Origin of the sequence: Mycobacterium sp., assembly GCF_032162605.1 — a bacterium.
Taxonomy (GTDB): Bacteria; Actinomycetota; Actinomycetes; order Mycobacteriales; family Mycobacteriaceae; genus Mycobacterium.
Genome location: NZ_JAVROT010000121.1, coordinates 15509 through 36243 on the forward strand (window position 1 = coordinate 15509; position 20735 = coordinate 36243).

Here is a 20735-nt window from a genome sequence, read left to right on the forward strand (position 1 = left end):
CAGGTGGCGCGATCGGCTGCGGGGGCGGCCGCCGCACGACTGCCCTGGCAGACGACGATCGCGACCACCAGCTGGCCTCGACGGTGACCGAGGTTGACTATGCGGGGCCGACTGGCCGGGGTATTCAGTTGGCCCGGGTCGCCGCCAGCCTGGGTAGCAGGCTGTGTGCGTTGCCGTGCATGACCTGGGCAAGCAGATCGGGCCGGGCTTGGAAGTAGGTGTCGACGTTGTTGGTGTACCAGCCTGCGGTTTGTGGGCTGACTGCCGGGAAGTCGGTGCCGAACAGAATGTGGTCGGATTCCACGAAGTTCTCCAGGGCGACCAGGTTTGTTTCGAATCCCGATAGTGCGGTTTCGTAGTAGAAGGTGCGGAAGTCGGCGATGATTTCCTCGGGGCTCAGTTCGCAGCCGAGATGGAACGCACACAGTCCGGCCACCCGCGCGGCGAGGTATGGGGTGCTACCGCCGGAGTGGGACAAGACGATCCGCACGTTCGGGTACTGCCGTTTGCGTCCGCTGGTAACTAAATCCGCTGCAGCCTAGTAGGTTTCGTTTGGCACCTCGCTGACCGGGGTGGGCAAGAACCGGCTCGGTGCGCGGTTTCGTCCCGGGGTCTGCTCGCCTTGCAGAAACACCACCGTGCGCCGGCGGTCGAGCTCGGCCCACAGCGGTTCGAAAATCTCATCGCCCAACGACCGGGCCTCTTGCCCGGTCCCGTAGACGTTGGTCAGGGTGACGCCATCAGCGCCCAGCTCGTCGAGCGCGTACGCCACCTCGTCGAGGGCCGCGTCGACGTCGGTGGGTGTGGGCAGGTGAGCGAACAAGCCGAACCGGCCGGGATGATCCTCCATGGCCTGGCGGGCGAAGGTGTTGACCTCACGGGCGAAGCCCTGCCGCGTCGTGGCAGGCATGTAGGACTCCAGATCATTGGGTAGCGACAGGATGGCCGTCTGGATGCCGAGCGCATCCATGAACGCCACGCTGACATCCGGCGTCCATGCCGGCGTGTCCTCGGGGAATGTCCAGCCCGAATCCGCGCCGAGTGCACCCACGATCTCCTCGGTCATCAAGTTGGCGGGAAAGACGTGGTGGTGGAAGTCGACCCGCATCGGGCCAGAAGCGGTGGTGTTCATGGAATCGGTGTGACTCATCGGTTCCCTCCGGGTCCGAGCGTGAGGCTGTGTTGATCTGCGGTCATGTGTTTTGCAGCCGCGTCGAGCAGCTCCTCGATCACCGCGACTTCGTTTGGATCGCGTGGCGAGTACATCAGCACGTACTGATCGGGTAGGCCCACGGCGCGGCCGGCCAGTGGATGCAGCTCGCCCCACCGCGCGTCGATGCAATGGGCCGCGTCGGCCGGGGCCAGCACGACGTGCAGTGAGCCGTCGGCGTGGATGTGGGCGATCTCGCCGCCGGAAACCTCCCCGTCGGCGTGGATGGGAGAGCCCGGCGCCGCGAATGCCGCGTCGATGTGCTTCTCGAAGTAACTGCGGCCGCAGCTCAAGGTTGGTCGGGCGGCGACAAACGACGCGATGGTGAGGCCGGACGTGAAGTGTGGGTCCGGGTATTGATCGAGCTGACGGTGTGGGATCGGGTAGCGCCCGCCTTCGTGCCCAATTCGCTGGCGGCGGTGCAAGACACGCTGGCTCGTCGGGGCGATCGCTGGCGGTTGACCAGCCGAACGATCACAACAGTACCGGGGGAGCGGTGACATGCTGATCTATCGGACCGCCGACGGCCTTGCTCGTGGCCACGGCGAGGACGTCCTTCTGCTCGACCTGCCGTACCGTGACCTGGGCGATCTGCTCACAGCGGCAGCAGATCGTCACGCCGCGAAGCGAGCGTTGGCCGATGCCGCCGTTCGAATGCGTATCCCGACCCGCGACGCCGAGCTGCTCGCGCCAGTAGCCGCCCCGAAGAGGCTGGTACTCGTCGGTGCCAATTACGCCGACCACGTGGAAGAGGCCGGGATGGCGACACCCACAGAACCGATGTTCCTGCTCTTGCCAGGCGCGGAGGTCTCGGGACCGACCGATGACATCCACCTCCCCGCGCAGGCGCCGTCGCAGGTCGACTACGAGGGAGAGTTGGCGATCGTTCTGACAGGCGGCGGAACAGACATTCCCGTCGCTCGGGCGTGGGAGCACATCGCCGGGCTGACCGTCGCCAACGACGTCTCGGCTCGCGACGTGCAGATGTCAGCGATGTCTGGGGGGATGGTCCGCGACATCGACGCCCTCTCGAGATCGAAGAGTTTCCCGACCTTCAAACCCATTGGCCCCGCCGTGCTGATGACCGACGATCTCGCGCAGCAGCCGGACCTCGTGCTGCAAACTTTGGTGAACGGCGAACTGCGCCAACATGTCCGCACCAGCGCGATGCTGTTCGACCTGGCGGAGATCGTCGCCCACGTATCACGCCACGTCGACCTGGACGCCGGTGATGTCGTGCTCACAGGAACGCCGAGCGGGGTCGCCCTTGCCGACGGCCGGTACCTTGGCGCCGAAGACGTTGTCGAGGTCCGCATCGAGGGGATCGGATCACTGCGCAATACCGTAACCCCATAGCCACTCCCGCTCGAAGTCCAGTGGCGGACGACTAATTCATACTTCGGCGCGCGACCGCAGGAAAGCGCTGCCGCGGCGGTACGGCGCCAACGCGACGGGCCTGTCGCCATGATCGCCCCAGGCCGCGCGAACGACATTGCGTACTTCCCGTCGTCGGCCCTCCGAGAGTGCGTCCAATGTCGCCTCGTCCAGCTCGACGACAATTCCATCCGCACGCAACCGGCATCGCACGACCTCGGGGTGCAGCAGCTCGCGCAGCGCGCGTTCCGCCCGGTTGACCGTGGTCAGGTCGGCGGCCACGATCGGGATCCCGGTCTCGACCCGGCTGGCGAGGCACGGCGCCGCGGGTAGCTCCGCCACGTCGTGCAGGCCGAGGTCCGAGGAGATCAGCCGTATTGTCGCCTTGTCGATGCCGACCTCGACGAAGGGATGACGGACGTCGAACGTTCGCGCCGCGGCCAGTCCTGGCCGGAAGTCGCCGAGGTCATCGACGTTCGTGCCGGACAGCAAGGTCGCGGACGTGCGGTCGGCGATCGCGCCATAGAGATGTGTCTTGCAGTGGAAGCACCGATCGACGGGGTCGCTCAGGTAGTTGTTGTCGCCGAACTCACCCGCGTCGAACACCTGTAGGTCCCAGCCCTCGCTGCGCGCGTAGCGCCGGACCCGCTCGGTGGCCTCGGGCGGCACGGCAGGGGAGACGGCGTGGAACATCGTCGTGGCAGCGTGCCGGGTGCGGTGTGCGATTACCGCGAGGGTCATGCTGTCCACCCCGCCGCTCACCGCGACGGCGGCCGAGTCGAGATCTCGCAGCCACCGCACCAGGGCGGTCAGCCTGTCATCCATGCCGCAAGCTCTTCATCGCCGCGCAGGCGGCCCCGTAGCCGTTGTCGATGTTGACCACGACCAGGCCTGGGGCGCAGCTGCATAGCAGGCTGTGCAGGGCCGTGCGACCGCCTTCGGCGACGCCGTAGCCCACCGACGTCGGTACGGCGATCACCAAGCCGGGAACGAGCCCGGCCAGCACGGTGGGCAGGGCCGCGTCCATGCCCGCGCACGCGTTGACCACCTGGTGCTCGGCGATCGCGGGCAGGTGTTGCTGGATGCGCCATAGGCCCGCAACGCCCACGTCGTAGATCTCGACGGCGGCGTGGCCGTGAAAGAGCAAGGCGCGCACGGCTTCCCTGGCGGCGCCGATGTCCGACGTGCCCCCGGTGACGACGGCAACCCGGGCCGGTCCACGTATTGGGGTGGGTGCGCCGAAGAAGCCGGTCCTGGAGACTTCTTCGTAGTCGATGCGGGCGCGGTAGTCGGACGGCAGCGCCGCGAGTTGAGGGACCGTGAGCCGCGTCAGCAGCATCGATCGACCCGCAGAACTGGCCTGGTCGAGTACGGCAACGAGGTGGTCGGCCGTCTTGGGTTCGCAGAGAACGGCTTCGGTGATGCCGACGCGGTCGACGCGATCCCAGTCGAGGATGACTGGCGTGGTCATCGGGACTCATCCCCATACACGTGGCGCAGTCGCGCGCGCAGTGTGGTCGCCACTGCGTCCGCGACCACGTGAGTGTTCCTGGTGACGGCGAGCGTCGCGATCAAGGCGTCGGCGCCGATCGTCGCTTCGGTGTGCGGGCCTGGCAGGCACGCGACGATCGCGGTACCGACCTCGCCGACGCCGATCCGGACCTGTGCCTTGGTGTGCCTGCCCTGACCTTGCTCGACGGCGAACAGGATAGGGGTGGCGGCGTCGGCGTCCACGGACAGCAGCGCCTCGACGGTGCCGTCCTTGCCCTCGGCGCCCACGCCGCCGGTGGTGACGATGAGCCCGTAGCCGAGATCCTCGCCCGCTTCCCTCAGCGCGGCCGCAATGACGTCGCAGTCGTCGGGCAGGTTCTGTCCTTCGGTGACGGTGAACCCGGCTTCCCGGAGCCGACCGGCGATCCATGGCTTGTTGGTGTCCCGGATCTGACCGGTGACGACTTCCGGTCCGGTGGAGAACACGATCGCCCGAGATGCGATGGCGCGTTCGATCTGGCCGGCCATCACCCGTCCGAGATCCAGAGCCGCGGTGGCCTCGGTGTAGTCGGCCGCGATCCAGCCGAGCATTCCCTGCGAGCACAGCGAGGTGGTCTCATCGACGGTGACACCGCGGACACCGGCCAGCGCTGACAGCAGTTCGTCCCGTCGGCCCGCAATGCGGTACGCGTCAACCGTCGAGCGCAGCACGTCGAGCGCGAGTATGTCGTCGCGGGCGTCGATCACGATGACGTCCTCGGCGGGCAGCCCAAGGACCCCGGCCACCGCGGCGGCGACCTCGGTGAGGTTCGCTCCGTCGAGTCCGATCCGCTCGACTCGCAGCTCGGTCTTGTTCAGCAGGTCCCATCCCGGTTCCGCGGTCATCGCACATCCACCACCCGCAACGTCATGTCGAGCAGCGGCGCGTCCACGATCGCGCGGCCGACATCGACGATGTCGACGTCGAGCGCGCGCAACCGGTCGATGTCCGTCAACTGGACGCCGCCGCCGAACGCCAACCGCACCCGATCGCGTAGCCCGGTCGCCCATAGTGCGTTGGACACCGTGGTGACATCGTCGATTCGGCCGGTGTCGACGAATACGATGTGCGCGCCACCCCTCGCGGCGACACATGCACCGTCGGCGTCGACGACCTGGATGATGCGCTGATAGCTAGCCAATTCCGGGTGCGCCGCCACCGCGTCCAGCGTGCTTTGAACGCCGCCCAGCATGGCGACGAAGTTCTTGTCCAGATAGGCGAACGGCCAGTCCGCGATCCGCGGTGCCGCACCGCCGGCAGTGATCGCAGATCGGATCATGTCCTTTTGCGAGAACGGAAGCTTCTTCCAGGCGCCGCAGACGATCTGGAGATCCGTACCCGCGCGATCGACGAATCTGCGTGCGGCGGTGGCGATCCCGGACGGTTTGGCGATGAGACCCACCAATCGTTCCTCGGCCATGGCGATCTGCATCGGGGTTCCCGCCAGGCGAAGAACTTCCTCGCCGGATTCGACCGGCTTGCCCTCAGCCAGGCAGTTTTCCACGGTCAGGTCCAGGTGAGTGGCCACGGCCGCAGCAGCCTCGGTGTGCACGACGATGCCCCTGTCGTCAGCCAGCAGGACGGCGGTGACACGCCGGTGCGCGATACCGGAGAACAGCAGCGGTCGCGGGTCGGTCACGGCTGCACCGAGAATTCGGCTGCAGCGAACGCGCGGTACGTGGCCCGCTGAACGTCGGGGTCGGGGGACAGGCAGAACAGGATCGGCGTGGTGATGCCCGCTTCGACGTACGTGCGCACGCGCTCCTGGCAGTGTTGGCGGCTGCCGATCACGGCGATGGAGTCGACGAGGTCGTCGTCCAGGGCCGCCCGCGCGCGTCTCCAATCGCCGGCCCTGCGCGCCGCAATGACCTCACCGGCCTGCTCCGCGTAGCCGGCCGCTACCAGGGACCGGTTGTACACCGGGTTGGCGTAATACGGTGTGAACACATGCCGGAACGCGGCGCGCGCTGCTGGCAGGTCGTCGGTGACCATTACCTGGAACCGGCTGCAGATTTCGATCTCGTCGGGGTGCCTGCCCGCGCGGGTGGCAGCGTCACGGGCCTGCCCGACCAGGTCGTGGGTTGCAGACAGCGGGAACAGGTTGAGGATGACGCCGTCGGCGACCGACGCGGCCAGCTCGATCATTCGGGGACCGAGCGCGGCGAGATGCACTGGCACCCTGGTGGCCAACGCCGGCTGGCGGTAACCGGCGCTGCGCAGGGTTTCACCGCTGAAGTCCGTCTTATCGCCCGCGAGCATCGATTTCAACAACGTCACGGTCTCCCGCATGCGGGTCGCGGGTTTCTCCAGCTTCAATCCGTGCCAGCCCTCGATCATCGCCTCCGACGAGGTACCGAGGCCGAGGACAAAGCGCCCGGGAGCCAGATCGGCCAACGTCGCCACGGTGGCCGCGAGCACGGCCGGTGTCCGGGTGTATGCCGGCACCACAGCGATTCCCACCCGGATGCGTTGCGTCCCACCGAGAACGACGGCGGACAGTGTGAGGGCGTCCGTCCCGCCGGCATCGGGCAGCCACACATCGTCGAATCCGATGCCTTCCGCCCATTGAATCCATTCCCCGATCTTGGCGGTCGAGCCCGGGCCTACGAAGAAGGGAGGAGTGATCGCGGCCCGGTATCGGCGCTGCGTCGACGCTAGTGTGGTCGGTGGCATGTCCGTCACGGCAGGCTCCTTCACGCGGCGGCCGGAAGGTTGCGCTGCCGAAGCCATTTGGGCAGGAGTTCTCGATCGACCAGGCGGGCCACCTCAGGCGCCTTCGCGAGTAGGAACTCGACCATCGGCCGGGTCATGTTGATGGCGCCATAGCAGCCGTCGAAGACGATGCCCTTGTCGGTGCCGGTCATCTCGGCGGCGATCCGCACGGCTTCGGTCAGGTTCGGGGCGACCACGACGTCGCGGTCGGCGTGGATGCGCAGCACGTCCTTGGCGACCCGGTCGTCGGCCGCGATGGTCAGGTCGGCTGCGCTGAACAGCTTCCACGCGTAGTTCATCACGACCGCCTTGACCGGGCCCATGCTCGAGCGCTTTCCGGCGTGATCCGGTGGCGCGGATGGCAGGTCGAGGTCGAGGTGATCGGTGCCGGACTCATACAGCGAGCAGGCGGTCAGGCCGCCGGCGTGCTGGTAGGGCAGCCACCGGGTGTCGTCGGCCACCGCGAAGCACTCGTCGACGGTGCCGAACAACTGCACCATCTTGCCGTAGCGGCGCAGGATCAGCGCCCCTATCCGCTGGTCGAGGGCGATGAGGTCGCGGTCCGCGTCGACGCCCATGACGCCGGTCGGCGATGTGGATAGCACTGCCGCGAATGCCCACCGTTCGCGGATGTACGGCGATTCGTAGATGGCCCGCGGCACGATGTTGGCGCTGCGGGTCGGGAAATTGGTGTGGAATATCGACCGGGTCTCCATCCGGGCGTAGCTCATGGTGAAGGACTTCAGCAGGCGCCCGTTGACGTGGTGGTAGTGGATTTCCCGCGGATCGTCGTAGTGCACGTGGATGAGCCACTTCGCGGAGTAGGCCTTGCGGACCCCGTACAGTCGTCCGATCTCGGTGTCGATCGCGATTCCGGGGTCGTAGGGACCGAACGCGAACGTCTTGCCTTCGAAATGCTCGTCCAGCCCATGCCGCGGGATGATCTCGTCGGGCTGTCCTCGCGGTTCAACGAGAAGCAAGCCGCGATATGGATTCCGGCGCTGCTGCCCGCCGGATGCGGGTACCCGAACTTCTTTTAGGTGGCGCGCAAAGTTATTGAAGGCGTTCAGATTTCGATCTACTCGAGTTGCGGGGGCGGGGCCGGAACGGCTAAAGTCGAAGCAGCGAAGGGGAGTAGCTCCCAATCGGGTAATCGACATACTGGCCGCGTTGGTAAACGCTCGCGTGGCCCGGTTGCCCGGACCGGCCCAGTGACCGGTGGGCGAGACCTTCGGCCGCATTGACCGTTTCGGTTGCCGGCCGGAGGCATGTCCTTCGACATCACACGGCAGCCACAGACTGAGGAGTCATGGTGCTCGCCGCTCTGCTACTGAGTTTTGCCGTCATCTTCGTCGCCGAGATGGGCGACAAGACCCAACTGGTGGCGATGATGTTTGCGCTGCGCTATCGCTGGTGGGTGGTGCTCGCCGCGATCACCGTCGCCACCACCGTCGTGCACGTCCTCTCGGTTGCCATCGGCCACTACCTCGGCGCCGCCTTGCCGGCGCACCTGCTCGGCATCCTCGCCGGCGCGATGTTCGTCTTCTTCGGGTTGTGGACGATGCGTGGCGACACGCTCACCGATGAGGAGGCGAACCGTACCGAGAAGGCCACCGCACCAGCGTTCTTCGTGGTCTTCTCCGCATTCCTGCTCGCCGAGCTCGGCGACAAGACGATGCTCGCGACGATCACCCTGGCCGCGGACCACGACTGGGTGGGCGTGTGGATCGGCTCCACCCTCGGCATGGTGGTCGCAGACGGCCTCGCGATCGTGGTCGGCGCAGTCGCGGGCAAGCACCTTCCCGAGCGACTCATCCAGATCACCGCCGCCGCGTTGTTCCTGCTCTTCGGCGTCTACATGCTCGTTGAGAACTTCTTCCTGTCGGCACCCGTCGCAGTCATCGTCGGATGCGCAGTCGGTGCCGTGGCGTTGTGCGCCGCGGTCCTGTGGGCACTGCCGGAACGGATGCGCCCGGCAGTACTGCGCCCCGAGCCCGTACCAGGCGTCACGAGCGACTACCTAGCATCGGGCGACGTGGAATGGCAAGGTGCCGAAGAGGAGCCGACACGACACAAGGCCTGACGCCGCGGCCTTAGACCTCGATCGCGCAGGACTGGTCGATGGCGGGGCACGGACGACGTGCGCCCAAAGCCCAAGGAACACCGCGACGTGGTCGTACGACTTGGCTAGCAGTGGTAGATGCGCTCCGCGTTGGCGGCGAAGAGCTTGTCGCGCGCGTCGTCGTCGAGGCCGGCGGTGATGGCCGAGTACCTGTTGTAGAGCTCATCGAAGGTGCCATGCATCCCGTCAACGGGGAAGTTGCTCGCGAACAGGCAGCGGTCGACACAAAATGCGTCGATGGCGTGCTCGAGCCAGCGAGCCAGAACGTCGACCGCGATCGATCCTAGGGGCATGGCGAGGCGGAAGGCCGCCTTGAGCAGCGTCACCAAGAATCTTTCGAAAAGCCTTGCTAGTGTAGGAATTCTGGTGAACTGCGTCTGTCCGGGAACCATCGTCACGGCGAGCTTCACGGAGAACCTGAAGGACATCCTTGCCGCCAACGGTCTCGATGCTACGGATCCCGTCGACGTCATGACGTGGATCGACGACAACTTTCACCAATCGTGCGATCTCGGCCGCGCGGGTCTGCCCGAAGAGATCGCCTCCATCACCGCCTACCTCGCGTCCCGGCGCAACGGCTACGTCACCGGCGCCATCGTGAACGCCGACGGCGGATCGGACTTCATCTGATCAATCGTGACGTCAGCCCGCGGGCCCGAGAACGTATTCGCCGGTCACTGGGTGGTGGTACCAGCCCGAGGACGCCTGCGTTCCACCGTCGACGTGGATGCTCCAGCCGGTGACGTGGATGGACATGTCCGAGGCGAGGAAGGCTGCGGCCCCGGCTATTTCGTCGACGTAACCCGGCCACGGCCCATCGGTACGGCGCACGGGAACCGCTGCTCCGAGCCAGGAGGTGCGACCTGGCGCATTCCCTCGGTCAGCGTGATATCGGGGGCCAGGGCGTTGACCCGGATGCCGTGGGGCGCGAGTTCGGGTGCGGCCGTCTTGGCGTAGTTGATGACGCCGGCCCTTGGCCGCTGCGTAGCATTGAGTCACTACATGTTTACCCGATGCGGATGCCGCCGCGGTGCGCCGTCAGATACGAGCTGTGGCACGGTTGCCCCGCAGCCGACACCGTTTCGGTTGGGACAACTTGACTAGTATGTTCTGTGGCTTGAGCGACCCAGTCATAGCGAAATGGATAAGCTCCCCAGGAGGCAGACGATGGCCGAGTTACATTCGGTGGTCAAGGTCACTCGCTACGCTGCCGACTGCCAGCAAGACGGGACGCACGGCGCCGGTGGTCCAGGAGGTGACGTACCTCGACCCGGCGGGCGCCCCGACCTCAGACAGTGCACCCAATCCGGGATGCGACTTCGAATGAGCGGCGCGGCCAGTGCGCGGTCGTCGAATGCCTTTGCACGAGAGCAGAGCTCACGGAGTCAGTCATCGCATGTAACGTGTGGGGTTGACAGTTTGCTTGGGTGGTGGCCGCGCGCATTGGGGGCATGGCCGATTACGAATCGACGGAGAGACGACTGTGCGTGCATTGATGGTGGTCCTGGGCATCGGCATTGCCCTCACTCTGGGATCGGGAGCGAACGAACCGGTCGCCCAGGCCGAGGGCTCCGGCCCGCTGGCCAAACTGGTCGATGATGCGGCGCAGCGCTTGCAGACTGCGGATCCGGTTGCCGCATCCAAGTACCTGACCGGCGGTGCCGTCGATGATCCCACCCGCGAGCAGCAGGTGATCGACTCGGTCACGCGAGCCGCGGTCGCCAACCACGTCGACGCGAGCTTCGTCCACGACGTCTTCCGAGACCAGATCGACGCGACCGACTCCCTGGAGCACAGCCGGTTCGCCGCATGGAAGATCGACCCAGGATCGGCCCCGAGGACGGCGCCCGATCTCTCCTCATCCCGAGACGTCATCAACAAGCTGAATGAGGCGATGGTCGAAGACATCGCTGAGCAGTGGAACGCGCTGCACGCGAACACCTGTCCGGCCGATCTCGACGATGCCCAAGCGGCCGCGATCACCCAGCGCCATCTTGACGCGCTGTATCAGCAGGCATTGAGCTACGCCGTGCACAGATACTGCCGCTGACTGACGAGCATCTGCGGACTTGCGTCCTCACACGGGCTCCCATTCGATGGCACTTATCTGCCGAGACGGTCGCTTGATGGGAAGGGCGAACCGCGGAGGTCGCGCAGACATACCTGCCGTCGGGAAATCCGATGCCGGCGATGTGGCGGCTTGATCCGGTCGTGGCCTGCCCATCCGCGAGAGCCCGAAATGCACAGTGAGGCAAAGAGAGCCGAAGTTGCGTGCTGTGCCCAGCTCGCGATCAGCCAAGGAGGTCCGTGTAGGCCTCGGTGATCAGGTCGGTGACGGTGTCCGGTTGGGTGACCAGCGGCGCGTGATCGGCCTGATGAGATCGGATCTGGGCACCCGTCCGCTCGGCCATGAACTCCTGGGTCTTCGGGTTGATCATCCGGTCCTGGCCTGCCAGAAGATACCAGCTGGGCAGTGTCTTCCACCGAGGGGTCGGTACGGGCTGCTGGATGCAGGCAGCCGAAATCGGTCGTTGCACCGCGGCCAACACCGCCTGCTCCTCGGCACTCGCGTGCTGAGCGAATGCTCCGGCAAATGCCTGCTCGGGCAGCCAGATGTAGCCCTCGGCATCGGGTGCGAGTACGGGCGCAGCCGGGTGGGCTGGACTTCGATAGAAGACATCGGCGACGGTCTCGCGCTCGGCTGGCGCCAATGCGGCGATGTAAACCAGCGCCTTCACGTGGTTGTGACGGGTAGCGCCCAACACTGCACCGGCATAGGCGTGACCGACCAGAATGACGGGTCCGCCGACGCGGTCCACGGCGCGGTCGACAGCGGCCACGTCGTCGAGCAGCGAGGTCAGCGGTATCGGTGCGGCTGTCACCGGTGTGCCAGACCCGTGAAGGGCGGTGATGACCTCGTGCCAACTCGATCCGTCGGCCCAGGCGCCGTGGACGAGCACAACGGTCGGTGACGTTGGCAGAGGTTTCATGGCGGGCCTTTCAAGGGTCGAGGACGATGTCGGAAAGCGTCGCGAAGCAACAGACCGACGGTGACTGATACGAGCGTGCCCAACTCCGTCTCCTCTGGGTGCGCGGACTAGACCAGTGGTTCGCCGCCGTCGATCTTCAACATCACGCCTGTCATGAACGTGTTGGTCATGGCGAACAGGGCGGCTTTGGCGACGTCGTCAACCGTGCCGATCCGGCCGGCGGGATTCGTCGCGCAGACGTGCTCGAAGAATGCTTGCTTGCCCTCATCGCCCATCGGGTCCCAGGCACCGGTGTCGATGACGCCGCGGGAGATGGCGTTGACTCGGATGGGTGCGAGTTCCACGGCCAACGAGCGGGTGAGGAAATCCACCGCACCGTTGGTGGTGGCCACACCCAGATAGCCGACGTTGACCTTGAAGGCGTTGACACCGGAGAACAGTACGAACGAACCGTCTGGATGCACCTGCGGTGCCAGGTATTTGGCGAGCATGACCGGACCAAGGACCTTGGTGTCCAGGGACTGCTGCAGGCTCGCGCGCTCCAGATCGGGCAGAGCGCCGCGGGCCCGGGCAGACGCGGTCGACACCACGTGATCGAGCGTGCCGATTCGCCCGGCCAAGGCCGAGATCGACGCGTCGTCACTGATGTCGACGGCTTCGGCCGTGATGTCCGGGTCGTCGTACGCCGCGGCGAGCTTGGCCCTGTCACGGCCTGCCACCACGACCTCGGCACCTTCGGCACGCGCAAGCAAGGTGACCGCACGGGCGATACCGCCGCCGCGCCCGACGACAAGCACTCTGCTGCCCTGCAATGTGTTTCCCATCGGCACTCCCCAGGTCCACACGGTCGCCAGCGTCGCCGAGTTCGCTTCGTCGACTGGATGAAACAGCTCATTGGGTGGGACAACCCAAAGGTACGCACACCGACGCGATAAGGCCACACGTGGAGGGCACATTCCCCTGTGAATTGGCTACGAGCGGGTGGTGTCCCATGCGCGTGTGCATAATGGGTTAAGCAACCCACACATATGGGTGTGGCCGACGCACGAGTCCCGGCCGAAGACGTCGGCGTGCTCGACCAAGAGGAGTCCCTCATGGCAGTTGTGCACTACCGATATGCAACCGTTGACGGTCACCGATTGTTCTACTGGGAGGCTGGCGACGCCGATGCGCCGGTGATCGTTCTGCTGCAAGGCTTTCCCACCAGCTCGCACATGTTCCGCGACCTCATTCCGGCGCTGGCCAACGACCATCGCGTGATTACACCCGACCACTTGGGTTTCGGCCTCTCTGATGCGCCACCGGCCGACGAATTCGCCTATACCTTCGACGCCCTGACCACCAGACACCAAGCGCGGGAACCGAAGCGCCAGTGCGCGCCTTCCTGACGCTGGAGGCCACCCGTTGGCAGTATGTGACCGGCGTGTCCGATGCGACGTTGGTTGACCCGGATGCCTGGCACCACGACTACGCGTTGCTGTCACGACCAGGAAACGACGAGATACAGCTCGCACTCTTCCGCGACTATGTGACGAACCCGCCGCTATATCCGGCCGTGCAGGAGTACTTCCGCAGCACCAACGTTCCGCTCTTGGCGGTGTGGGGCCGGGGCGACGAGATCTTCGGGCCCGCCGGTGCCGAAGCCTTCGCAGTGGATCTGCCCGATGCCGAGATCCACCTTCTCGAGGGTGGGCACTTCCTACTCGAGTCGGGGTTGGACGAGGTGACTGCGCTCATCTTGAAGTTCCTTGCGCGCCAGCTACGGGGCGGGTGACGGCAACGACCGCAAGCACGCGCTGATCCGCTGCGGGACGCCCACTGCCGCTGGCCCCGGCCGTTAGCCCAGCCGGTCAGTCGCGCACCTTCGAGAATCCTGAACTGGGCTCTATCTCCCAGAATGTGAGATCGCAGGTATTCTCATGCGCAAATGGTCAAAGCGGACGAATCCGATGCACGCGCCTTCACAGCCAAGGGAATCGCCACCCGCGAGCGGATCCTGCGGTCGGCGGCGAACGTGCTGCTCGCCGAGGGCTTGTCGGGCTTCAGCATGGACAGGGTGCGACAAGAGGCGGCTGTCAGCGGATCGCAGATCACTCACTACTTCGTGGACAGACAGGATCTGATCCGCGCAGTGGTGGAGCGCCAGATCGAAGGAGTGCTGAAGTTTCACCGACAACCCAAGGTGGGCGGACTCGACACCTTCGAGGATTGGGAGCGATGGATCGATCTCAACATGCGCTATCTGCGCAAGATCGGCTATCGGGGTCCTGCGACTTACCACACACTGGTTGGTCAACTGGCGAAATACGATGAAACCACCAGGAAGACCTTCGCCGACGGATACTGGCGCTGGGTAACGCTGCTCGAAGACTCGTTCGCCCGGATGAAGAGCCGCGGCGTCCTGGTCAGATCGGCGAAGCCGCGAGAGCTGGCCCTGGTAGTGGTGTGTCTTCACCAAGGTGCCGGCACGTTGACCTACGCCTACCGTGAAGAGTGGCCGCTTGCCGAAGTCACCCGCTTCGCCGTCAATTACCTTCGCCTGTTCGCCGCAGATCCTGCCGAACGCGCACCCCGCAGGCCACGTCGGACGCGCAAGCGGCGGGACTTCAGTACGCAGACCGCTACTGCGGGGCCACAGTTCACCCCCAAGGGTTTGGCCACACGGGCACGCATAGTCGACGGCGCCGCCGAGTTGATGTACGAGCGCGGTGTCAGCGGCACCAGCCTCGACGACGTCCGCAAAGCCGCCGGGGTCAGTGGTTCGCAGATCTCGCACTACTTCACCGACAAGCAAGACCTCACCCGTCAAGTTGTCGAGGCGCGTACCGACTTCGTCATCGCGTTTCACAATCAGCCGAAGTTGGGTCACCTGGACAGCCTTCACTCGCTGCGGGCGTGGGCTGACTCGTGTTGGAAACAAGCGGGTCCGGACTATTTGCGAAGTGGTTGCGTGTACGGCTCGTTGACCGGCGAGCTCCTGGAAGCCGACGACTCGGTTCTCGACGTTCTGGCGGCCGGATACGACCGCTGGCTCGCGCTGTTTGAAGACGGCCTGCGCGTGATGCGAGAGCGCGGTGATCTGATACCCGAAGCCGATCCTCGCCATCTTGCAATCGTGCTGGTTGCCGCCCACCAGGGTGGCGCGATGGTGACCCACGTGACCAAGTCCGCTGAGCCATTCGGCGATGTAGTCGACGCCGCCCTCGACTACGTCGCATCATTCGCAACGACGGCCGCCAAGCGCGCCGCCAAATCCGGATCGCGATCGAAGAAGACTTCCTGACGCGATCGCTCGGAGCGTTGCGAAACCTGTAACCGTGAGCAACGCGGTATGGACAATATGGGTGATAGGGCCCAGAACAATGGAAGTCGAACCCAGTTCCTCGAGCTTGCGCGATGGAGGCTGCCTCACGGATCCATGGGGGATTGGGGTCCGACGGGCCTGGCCTGGCAGCAGGGACATCGTAGGGCGCGCTGCCGACCCATACCACCGGGTCGACATCCGCTCAACCTCAAGACAATTGGTGGTAGGTGCTCACGGCCTCGATCGCGGACTGGATGTCGATGAGATCCTTCGTGACAGCCTGGTCTAGGTGCAGCTGATGACGGCCCTGTGACCCTTCGCGAACCCGACGACAACGGCTGCCGGTACCGGCACATATCACGAGAGTCCCTGCCTTAGAGACGCCTCCTGGAGGGCTATCGCGATGCCGCCGAGTCGACAACGTAGAACGACAACACGCCTTCCGGTGTCCCGGACGTGGCGCACTCGTTGCAGAACTCTCGTACGCGGTTAGACGTCGACGCCGGACGCGCAGCTGACAGGGTCACGCGTCGTCACGGGGTAGCGCTGATCCATTCGGAAGTTCGCATCCGCGCGGCGAGTTCAGTGATGTCCGCAGCGATCAACGTCGGCTCGGGAACACCATCAGAAATCAACGGCGCGTTGCCGGGTCGGGTGATCAGCGCGCCGCGCATGCCCGCGCTCTGCGCTCCGATGGTGTCCCACGCGTGTGCGGCAACCATCATGCACTCCGACACCGGTATGCCCATGTCGGAGGCCACCCGTCGGTACAGATGGGTCGAGGGCTTGTATACGCCTGCCGCGTCGACGGTGTATTGCTGCTCGAAGTACTGACTCAACCCTGCGTTGTCCAGGGGCGACGGCGCGTTCGGCCGATGAGGGGAGTTGGTTAGCGTGGCCAGGCGGTAACCGTCGGCCATTAGCCTCTCCAAACCGGGCGCCGCGTCGGGATGTGCCGGCATGGTGCGCATGGCCTCGGCCAACTCGCGCCGGTCGTCCTCGGTCGGATCGACCCCGCGAATCTCCGCCACCATCTGCAGTATCGCCTGCCCAAGGCCAAAGAAGTCAACGTACAAGCCCGACAAGGTCAGGGTCATCGAATACGTCACCAACTCGCCGAACCAGGTGCGCAAAACTGCGGCGTCTCCGAAGATGCGCTCGAAGTTCGGGGCCAAAGCTTCGATGTCGATGAGCGTTTCATTGACGTCGAACACCAGCACAGATGGTGCACCCTCGGCGTGAAAGCCGCGAGACGGTTGGGCGTCAGTCATGCGTCTCCTTCTCGCTCGGCGCCATGGCGACTGTTCGGAATCCGCCTGACGTGCGCAGCCATACCGTTCACGGAGGCAGCCAGGCCACGTCCCAATTATGGGTTTGTTCGCCCATTATGCCCTTGGTTCGCCTGTGAAGTCGATGCGAGGATGCCGCGGAAGTGGTCCTGGAAGTTGCGGCCGGCCTCAACGGTCGCTACGGCCAGAGGGTGAGGATCGGGCGCGGGTTGAACGAACACCGGTCTCCAGCAGCACGCTGACGGCCGGATCTCGGCGAGCCGATAGGCGACCACAGTGCCGGATGAGCCGCCCCACAAACGATGAAGTCATAGCTTGGCTTTGGCACGGTTCATCGGTCGATGAATCGGCAGTGGCGCCACAGCAATCTCTACGCCAAACCCCAGGGGCTTCCCGTGATTTCGGATCGCCTGCCATCCATGCGCGCGAGCGTCTGCAACTTTCGAGGCCCGCATGGCCCTACCACCCAGGGCGGCTGAGCTCCACCGGACAGCCCGTCGTCAATAGGCCCGAACGTTCTTGGTCGGAGCGCTGCATCGCTCGGTCGCGCCGCAAGCCAAAAGCATCCGCAGCGCGTCATGCAATCTCGATTTGACGGTGCAGTCGGTTATTTCGAGATCAGCGGCCGCTTGGCCGGTCGTCCAACCGCAGTAGAAACAACGAAGGACAACGGCTCGTTGGTCGGGGGACAGTTGCGACATCGCTCGGGCGATCCGCGTTCTATCCGAGTCGGCCCGCTCAGCTGCGCCGCGTCGACCGTTTCGACATCCCCTCCTGCGGAGGGCGGCGTTCACTCTTCAACCGCATTCATAACCCCACGGTCCGCGGTCTAGGGTCGCGTGTCGTTACCGCTGCCGACCATCCCGCATACCTGCCAGCTGCAAAAGCCACGCTCGAACCGGCCGTTGAAGGCACCACGGCTGACCCCGACGGGAGGTTTCGGACCCTTGCCGTCAGTGGGTGTCAGCAGAGGCCGGGTAGGCGTGAATGAGGGCGGTGGACAGCTTCGGGACGGCACGGGTGAGGGTGTGTTCGGCCTCGTGCGCGATCCGGTGCGCCGCGGCGAGGCTTGTCGAGGGATCGATGTCCAGTTCGGCATCGGCGTGAAGTCGGTGCCCGATCCAGCGCATCTTGACGCTGCGTACCTCGGTGACGCCGGGTTCGGCGGCCAGTGCAGCTTCGGCGGCTTCAATGAGTCGGGGGTCGACCCCGTCCATGAGACGGCGGAAGACGTCCCGTACGGCGGTGCGTAGGACCGCGAGGATGGCGACGGTGATCAGCAGTCCGACGATTGGGTCGGCCAGGGGGAAGCCCAAGGCGACGCCGCAGGCGCCGAGGAGGACGGCCAGCGAGGTGAATCCGTCAGTGCGGGCATGTAATCCGTCGGCGACGAGCGCGATCGAGCCGATGCGACGGCCGACGCGGATGCGGTAGACGGCGACGAGTTCGTTGCCGACGAAACCGACCAGACCGGCCGCGGCGACCCAGCTGACATGCTCGATCGGTACGGGGTTGATCAGGCGGAGGATTGATTCGATTCCGGCGACGACGGCGGAGAGGGCGATCATCGCGACCACGAACAATCCTGCGAGGTCTTCGGCGCGACCGAAACCGTAGGTGTAGCGGCGTGTGGCGGCCTTGGTCCCGAGCGCGAACGCGATCCACAGGGGAATGGCGGTCAGAGCGTCGGAGAAGTTGTGGATGGTGTCGGCCAGCAGCGCGACCGACCCCGAGACCATCACGATCACCAACTGGGCGATGGACGTGGCACCGAGCACCAGCAAGCTGATCTTCACCGCCCGGATCCCGGCGGCACTCGATTCCAACGCCCCGTCGATGCTGTCGGAGGCGTCATGGCCATGTGGCGCGAACACTTCCCGCAGCGCGGCCCCGATCCTGCCGCCACGTTCGCTGTGTCCGTGATCGTGGCTGTGGTCCGCGCTGTGGTGGTGTTCGTGGTTCGTGTCGGGGCGAGCGTCGTGAGTCATGCTCCACCTCTCTGTTTCGACCGGGCAGCCATCGATTCGGCGTGACGGGTGCCGGAATGCAGGGTCGCCAGTTCGGCGGCATCGCGGTGATGGCCGGGTACGCCCGGTCCGGCGTGTTCGGCGTTGAAGACGGCATCGGTGACCAGCTCGCCGATGTGGTCGTTGTCGAGGCTGTAGAAGATCGTGGTGCCCTCGCGTCGGGTCCGCACGAGTCGCGCCATCCGCAGCTTCGCAAGGTGCTGTGATACCGACGGAGCGGGTTTCCCGACATGAGTGGCGAGGTCGTTGACGGACATCTCTCGGCTCACCAGCGCCCACAACACCTGAACGCGGGTGGCGTCGGCCAGCATCCGGAACACTTCGACCACCAGGTCTACTTGTTCATCGGGAAGTCGACGGCTACAAGCATCCATACCTGCATTCATATGCATATAGTATGTCAAGCGATGCGGCCACGGCTAGTCATCCCAGGTGCGTAGGTTGTCAAGCAGCTGTCGGTGTGCGGTGTGCCCAGGCTTTGTGTTCGTCGTAGTGGGTGTGGTGGCGTAGGCAGCCGTGCAGGACGCCGACGAGTCGGTTGCCGAGGGCGCGTAGGGCTTGATGGTGGGTGTCGCCGTTGGCGCGGTGCTGGTCGTAGAAGGTGCGAGCACCGGGGCTTCGGGTCAGCGCGCAGAAGGCCCATTGATCGAATGCGTCGAGGCCCACCGACAATCGTTTCCGCAGCGCCGCGGCCACTTCGGGCCGAATCGCATTCAGCGGCTCGCGCCGGCACCGGGTCCCGCCACCAGGTTCGGTGGCTGGTCGCCGCGGCCGTACGCCTCGATCTGGCGGAGAGCCACGGTCCACGCCCGCTCCCAGGCTCCGTTGGTGCTCCCGGCCACGTGCGGCGTCAGCAGGAGGCCGGGCGCGGACCACAGCGGATGGCCCGGGGGTAGTGGTTCCGGCTCGGTGACGTCCAGCGCGGCACGGAGCCGACCGGAATTCAGCTCCGCCAGGAGTGCGTCGGTGTCGACTGAAGCTCCTCGGCCCGCGTTGACGACCACCGCGCCGTCGCGCAGTCGCGCCAGGAAGTCGGCGTCGACGATGTGTCGGGTCGCTTCACTCGCGGGCAGCATGACCACCACCGCGTCGGCCATTCGCAAAGGCCCATCGACGTCTGCCAGTGCGTGGACTCCCGGCCTCGCCCGCCGCCCGACCAGCGTGACTTCGGTCTCGAACGGCGCGAGTCGGGAGGCGAGGTTGAACGCCAGGTCTCCGGCACCCAGAACCACGACCCGCTTGCCGATGAGGGTCTCGGTGTTCTTGGGCCGCCACACGCCCTCCGACTGATGCCTGGAGAACGCTCCGAGGTCCCGGTAGACGGCAAGCAGCGCGGCCACGACCCACTCGGCCGACGAGCCGCCGTGCGCGCCCCGCCCGTTGGACAGCATCACCCCGGCAGGGAGCAGCGGCAGCCACTGCTCGAAGCCTGCGTTGAGGGTCTGGACGAGACGGAGGTCGGGCAGCTCGGCGAAACTGGCCCCGATCGCCGGCGCGTTGTCGTAGCCGACGACCACGACGGTCGCATCCAGATGCCCGGGTGGAAAGGGCTGGCCTGGCCGGTATGGAATCGCCTCGATGGTCGACGGTATGGCGAACGCCTCGAGGCCGAGGTCATCCGGCACGAGGATTTTCAACTGTGGCACGTCGTCCGCTCTCACCAGTGACCGCGACGGACCACCTCGAGGAAGGGGCGCCGATTGGGCTTCAAGATCGGCTTGAGCGGACGATCGGCGGGATATCCGACACCGAGAAGGTACGAGACGAGGTGATCGTCGGGGACTCCGAGGATGGCGCGGGCCTTGTCCTGATCGCCCACCGAGGAGTGACCCGTGCCGATGCCGAGGTCGGTGGCGGCGATCGTCATCGCCGTCGTCGCCTGCCCCAAGTCGTATTGATCGATCAGTTTGGTCCGTTCGTCGACGGGTTCGGGGACGATCAGGGCGATCGCCGCGGCGGCCGATGCGATGTGGCGAGCGCCCTGCCATACCGTGGAGAGCTCCTGGAGCTGATCTCGGTCGGTCACGATGACGAAGTCCCAGTGCTGGCGGTTCGATGCCGACGGCGCACGCCACCCAGCTTCGGCGATGCGGTCGAGGTCGCCCTCGGGAATGGGGTCCGGCAGGTAGTCCCGTACGTTGCGTCGGGCACGAATCGCGTCCCAGGCTTCCATCTC

22 protein-coding genes and 4 pseudogenes are annotated in these 20735 nt (G+C 65.6%); 6 read left to right on the plus strand and 20 right to left on the minus strand.

Annotated elements, in window-relative coordinates:
• Window positions 1-124: 124 nt before the first annotated feature.
• From QOI01_RS07460 to QOI01_RS07470, 3 genes and pseudogenes are all read right to left on the minus strand, one after another.
• Window positions 125-502 (minus strand): annotated as a pseudogene (locus tag QOI01_RS07460) (amidohydrolase family protein); the annotation flags it as partial.
• A gap of 36 nt (window positions 503-538) precedes the next feature.
• A complete protein-coding gene (locus QOI01_RS07465) occupies window positions 539-1150 on the minus strand; it encodes an amidohydrolase family protein (RefSeq protein WP_526379539.1) in 612 nt (203 codons plus the stop codon).
• Window positions 1147-1635, minus strand: a complete 489-nt coding sequence (locus QOI01_RS07470; RefSeq protein WP_526379540.1) for a luciferase domain-containing protein — start codon at window positions 1633-1635, stop codon at window positions 1147-1149. The genes QOI01_RS07465 and QOI01_RS07470 overlap by 4 nt, the downstream gene beginning before the upstream one ends.
• 76 nt (window positions 1636-1711) lie before the next feature.
• On the opposite strand from QOI01_RS07470, the gene QOI01_RS07475 reads away from it, so the two are divergent.
• Window positions 1712-2566, plus strand: a complete 855-nt coding sequence (locus tag QOI01_RS07475; RefSeq protein WP_526379541.1) for a fumarylacetoacetate hydrolase family protein — start codon at window positions 1712-1714, stop codon at window positions 2564-2566.
• 36 nt (window positions 2567-2602) lie between these two features.
• Here the strand turns inward: QOI01_RS07475 and larE are convergent, their stop codons facing one another.
• The 6 genes from larE to QOI01_RS07505 are packed head-to-tail and all read right to left on the minus strand — an operon-like array spanning window position 2603 to window position 7807.
• On the minus strand, window positions 2603-3409 hold the full coding sequence (gene larE, locus QOI01_RS07480) for an ATP-dependent sacrificial sulfur transferase LarE (protein ID WP_526379542.1): 807 nt from the start codon (window positions 3407-3409) through the stop codon (window positions 2603-2605).
• Window positions 3402-4055 carry a nickel pincer cofactor biosynthesis protein LarB gene (gene larB, locus QOI01_RS07485; protein WP_526379543.1) on the minus strand — a complete coding sequence of 218 codons (654 nt, stop codon included), beginning with the start codon at window positions 4053-4055 and terminating at the stop codon, window positions 3402-3404. Before larB ends, larE begins: the two co-directional genes overlap by 8 nt.
• Window positions 4052-4960: a molybdopterin-binding protein gene (locus QOI01_RS07490; protein WP_526379544.1), complete on the minus strand. Its 909-nt coding sequence runs from the start codon at window positions 4958-4960 to the stop codon at window positions 4052-4054. Before QOI01_RS07490 ends, larB begins: the two co-directional genes overlap by 4 nt.
• Entirely contained in the window at window positions 4957-5754 is a 798-nt protein-coding gene (locus QOI01_RS07495; protein WP_526379545.1) for a hypothetical protein, read from the minus strand. Before QOI01_RS07495 ends, QOI01_RS07490 begins: the two co-directional genes overlap by 4 nt.
• On the minus strand, window positions 5751-6788 hold the full coding sequence (locus QOI01_RS07500) for an LLM class flavin-dependent oxidoreductase (protein WP_526379579.1): 1038 nt from the start codon (window positions 6786-6788) through the stop codon (window positions 5751-5753). The genes QOI01_RS07495 and QOI01_RS07500 overlap by 4 nt, the downstream gene beginning before the upstream one ends.
• A gap of 20 nt (window positions 6789-6808) precedes the next feature.
• Window positions 6809-7807, minus strand: coding sequence for a hypothetical protein (locus tag QOI01_RS07505; RefSeq protein WP_526379546.1), 999 nt, complete (start codon window positions 7805-7807; stop codon window positions 6809-6811).
• Window positions 7808-8139: 332 nt separating this feature from the next.
• Here QOI01_RS07505 and QOI01_RS07510 point away from each other — a divergent pair, with 332 nt between their 5' ends.
• Window positions 8140-8910 carry a TMEM165/GDT1 family protein gene (locus QOI01_RS07510; RefSeq protein ID WP_526379580.1) on the plus strand — a complete coding sequence of 257 codons (771 nt, stop codon included), beginning with the start codon at window positions 8140-8142 and terminating at the stop codon, window positions 8908-8910.
• Window positions 8911-9014: 104 nt separating this feature from the next.
• On the opposite strand, the gene QOI01_RS07515 is transcribed toward QOI01_RS07510, so the two are convergent.
• Window positions 9015-9275, minus strand: a complete 261-nt coding sequence (locus QOI01_RS07515; protein WP_526379547.1) for an amidohydrolase family protein — start codon at window positions 9273-9275, stop codon at window positions 9015-9017.
• Between QOI01_RS07515 and QOI01_RS07520 the strand changes: the two genes are divergently transcribed.
• Entirely contained in the window at window positions 9241-9579 is a 339-nt protein-coding gene (locus QOI01_RS07520) for an SDR family oxidoreductase (RefSeq protein WP_526379548.1), read from the plus strand. The genes QOI01_RS07515 and QOI01_RS07520 overlap by 35 nt on opposite strands.
• Window positions 9580-9591: 12 nt before the next feature.
• On the opposite strand, the pseudogene QOI01_RS07525 reads toward QOI01_RS07520, so the two are convergent.
• Window positions 9592-9923 (minus strand): annotated as a pseudogene (locus tag QOI01_RS07525) (SDR family NAD(P)-dependent oxidoreductase); the annotation flags it as partial.
• A 509-nt stretch (window positions 9924-10432) separates the two neighbouring features.
• Between QOI01_RS07525 and QOI01_RS07530 the strand changes: the two are divergent.
• Entirely contained in the window at window positions 10433-10999 is a 567-nt protein-coding gene (locus QOI01_RS07530; protein ID WP_526379549.1) for a chorismate mutase, read from the plus strand.
• Between the two features lie 241 nt (window positions 11000-11240).
• On the opposite strand, the gene QOI01_RS07535 is transcribed toward QOI01_RS07530, so the two are convergent.
• Entirely contained in the window at window positions 11241-11939 is a 699-nt protein-coding gene (locus QOI01_RS07535) for an alpha/beta fold hydrolase (RefSeq protein WP_526379550.1), read from the minus strand.
• Window positions 11940-12046: 107 nt separating this feature from the next.
• Window positions 12047-12763, minus strand: a complete 717-nt coding sequence (locus tag QOI01_RS07540; protein WP_526379551.1) for an SDR family NAD(P)-dependent oxidoreductase — start codon at window positions 12761-12763, stop codon at window positions 12047-12049.
• 270 nt (window positions 12764-13033) lie between these two features.
• Between QOI01_RS07540 and QOI01_RS07545 the strand changes: the two are divergent.
• Both QOI01_RS07545 and QOI01_RS07550 read left to right on the plus strand, forming a co-directional pair.
• A pseudogene (locus QOI01_RS07545) lies at window positions 13034-13713 on the plus strand (alpha/beta fold hydrolase).
• Window positions 13714-13866: 153 nt separating this feature from the next.
• On the plus strand, window positions 13867-15222 hold the full coding sequence (locus QOI01_RS07550; RefSeq protein ID WP_526379552.1) for a TetR/AcrR family transcriptional regulator: 1356 nt from the start codon (window positions 13867-13869) through the stop codon (window positions 15220-15222).
• Between the two features lie 554 nt (window positions 15223-15776).
• Here the strand turns inward: QOI01_RS07550 and QOI01_RS07555 are convergent.
• The 7 genes and pseudogenes from QOI01_RS07555 to QOI01_RS07585 all read right to left on the minus strand — a co-directional run bounded on the left by QOI01_RS07555 (window position 15777) and on the right by QOI01_RS07585 (window position 20732).
• Window positions 15777-16514, minus strand: a complete 738-nt coding sequence (locus QOI01_RS07555) for a haloacid dehalogenase type II (RefSeq protein ID WP_526379553.1) — start codon at window positions 16512-16514, stop codon at window positions 15777-15779.
• Between the two features lie 518 nt (window positions 16515-17032).
• On the minus strand, window positions 17033-17326 hold the full coding sequence (locus tag QOI01_RS07560; protein ID WP_526379554.1) for a sigma factor-like helix-turn-helix DNA-binding protein: 294 nt from the start codon (window positions 17324-17326) through the stop codon (window positions 17033-17035).
• A gap of 159 nt (window positions 17327-17485) precedes the next feature.
• Window positions 17486-18520, minus strand: coding sequence for a cation diffusion facilitator family transporter (locus QOI01_RS07565; RefSeq protein ID WP_526379555.1), 1035 nt, complete (start codon window positions 18518-18520; stop codon window positions 17486-17488).
• Entirely contained in the window at window positions 18517-18933 is a 417-nt protein-coding gene (locus tag QOI01_RS07570) for an ArsR/SmtB family transcription factor (RefSeq protein WP_526379556.1), read from the minus strand. The genes QOI01_RS07565 and QOI01_RS07570 overlap by 4 nt, the downstream gene beginning before the upstream one ends.
• Before the next feature lie 70 nt (window positions 18934-19003).
• Window positions 19004-19216, minus strand: a pseudogene (locus QOI01_RS07575) (IS110 family transposase); the annotation flags it as partial.
• 56 nt (window positions 19217-19272) lie between these two features.
• Complete coding sequence (locus QOI01_RS07580; RefSeq protein WP_526379557.1) at window positions 19273-20205, minus strand: 2-hydroxyacid dehydrogenase; 933 nt, start codon at window positions 20203-20205, stop codon at window positions 19273-19275.
• An 11-nt stretch (window positions 20206-20216) separates the two neighbouring features.
• The gene (locus QOI01_RS07585) at window positions 20217-20732 is read right to left on the minus strand and encodes a nitroreductase family protein (RefSeq protein WP_526379558.1); all 516 of its coding nucleotides are present in this window, start codon (window positions 20730-20732) and stop codon (window positions 20217-20219) included.
• Between the last annotated feature and the right edge of the window lie 3 nt (window positions 20733-20735).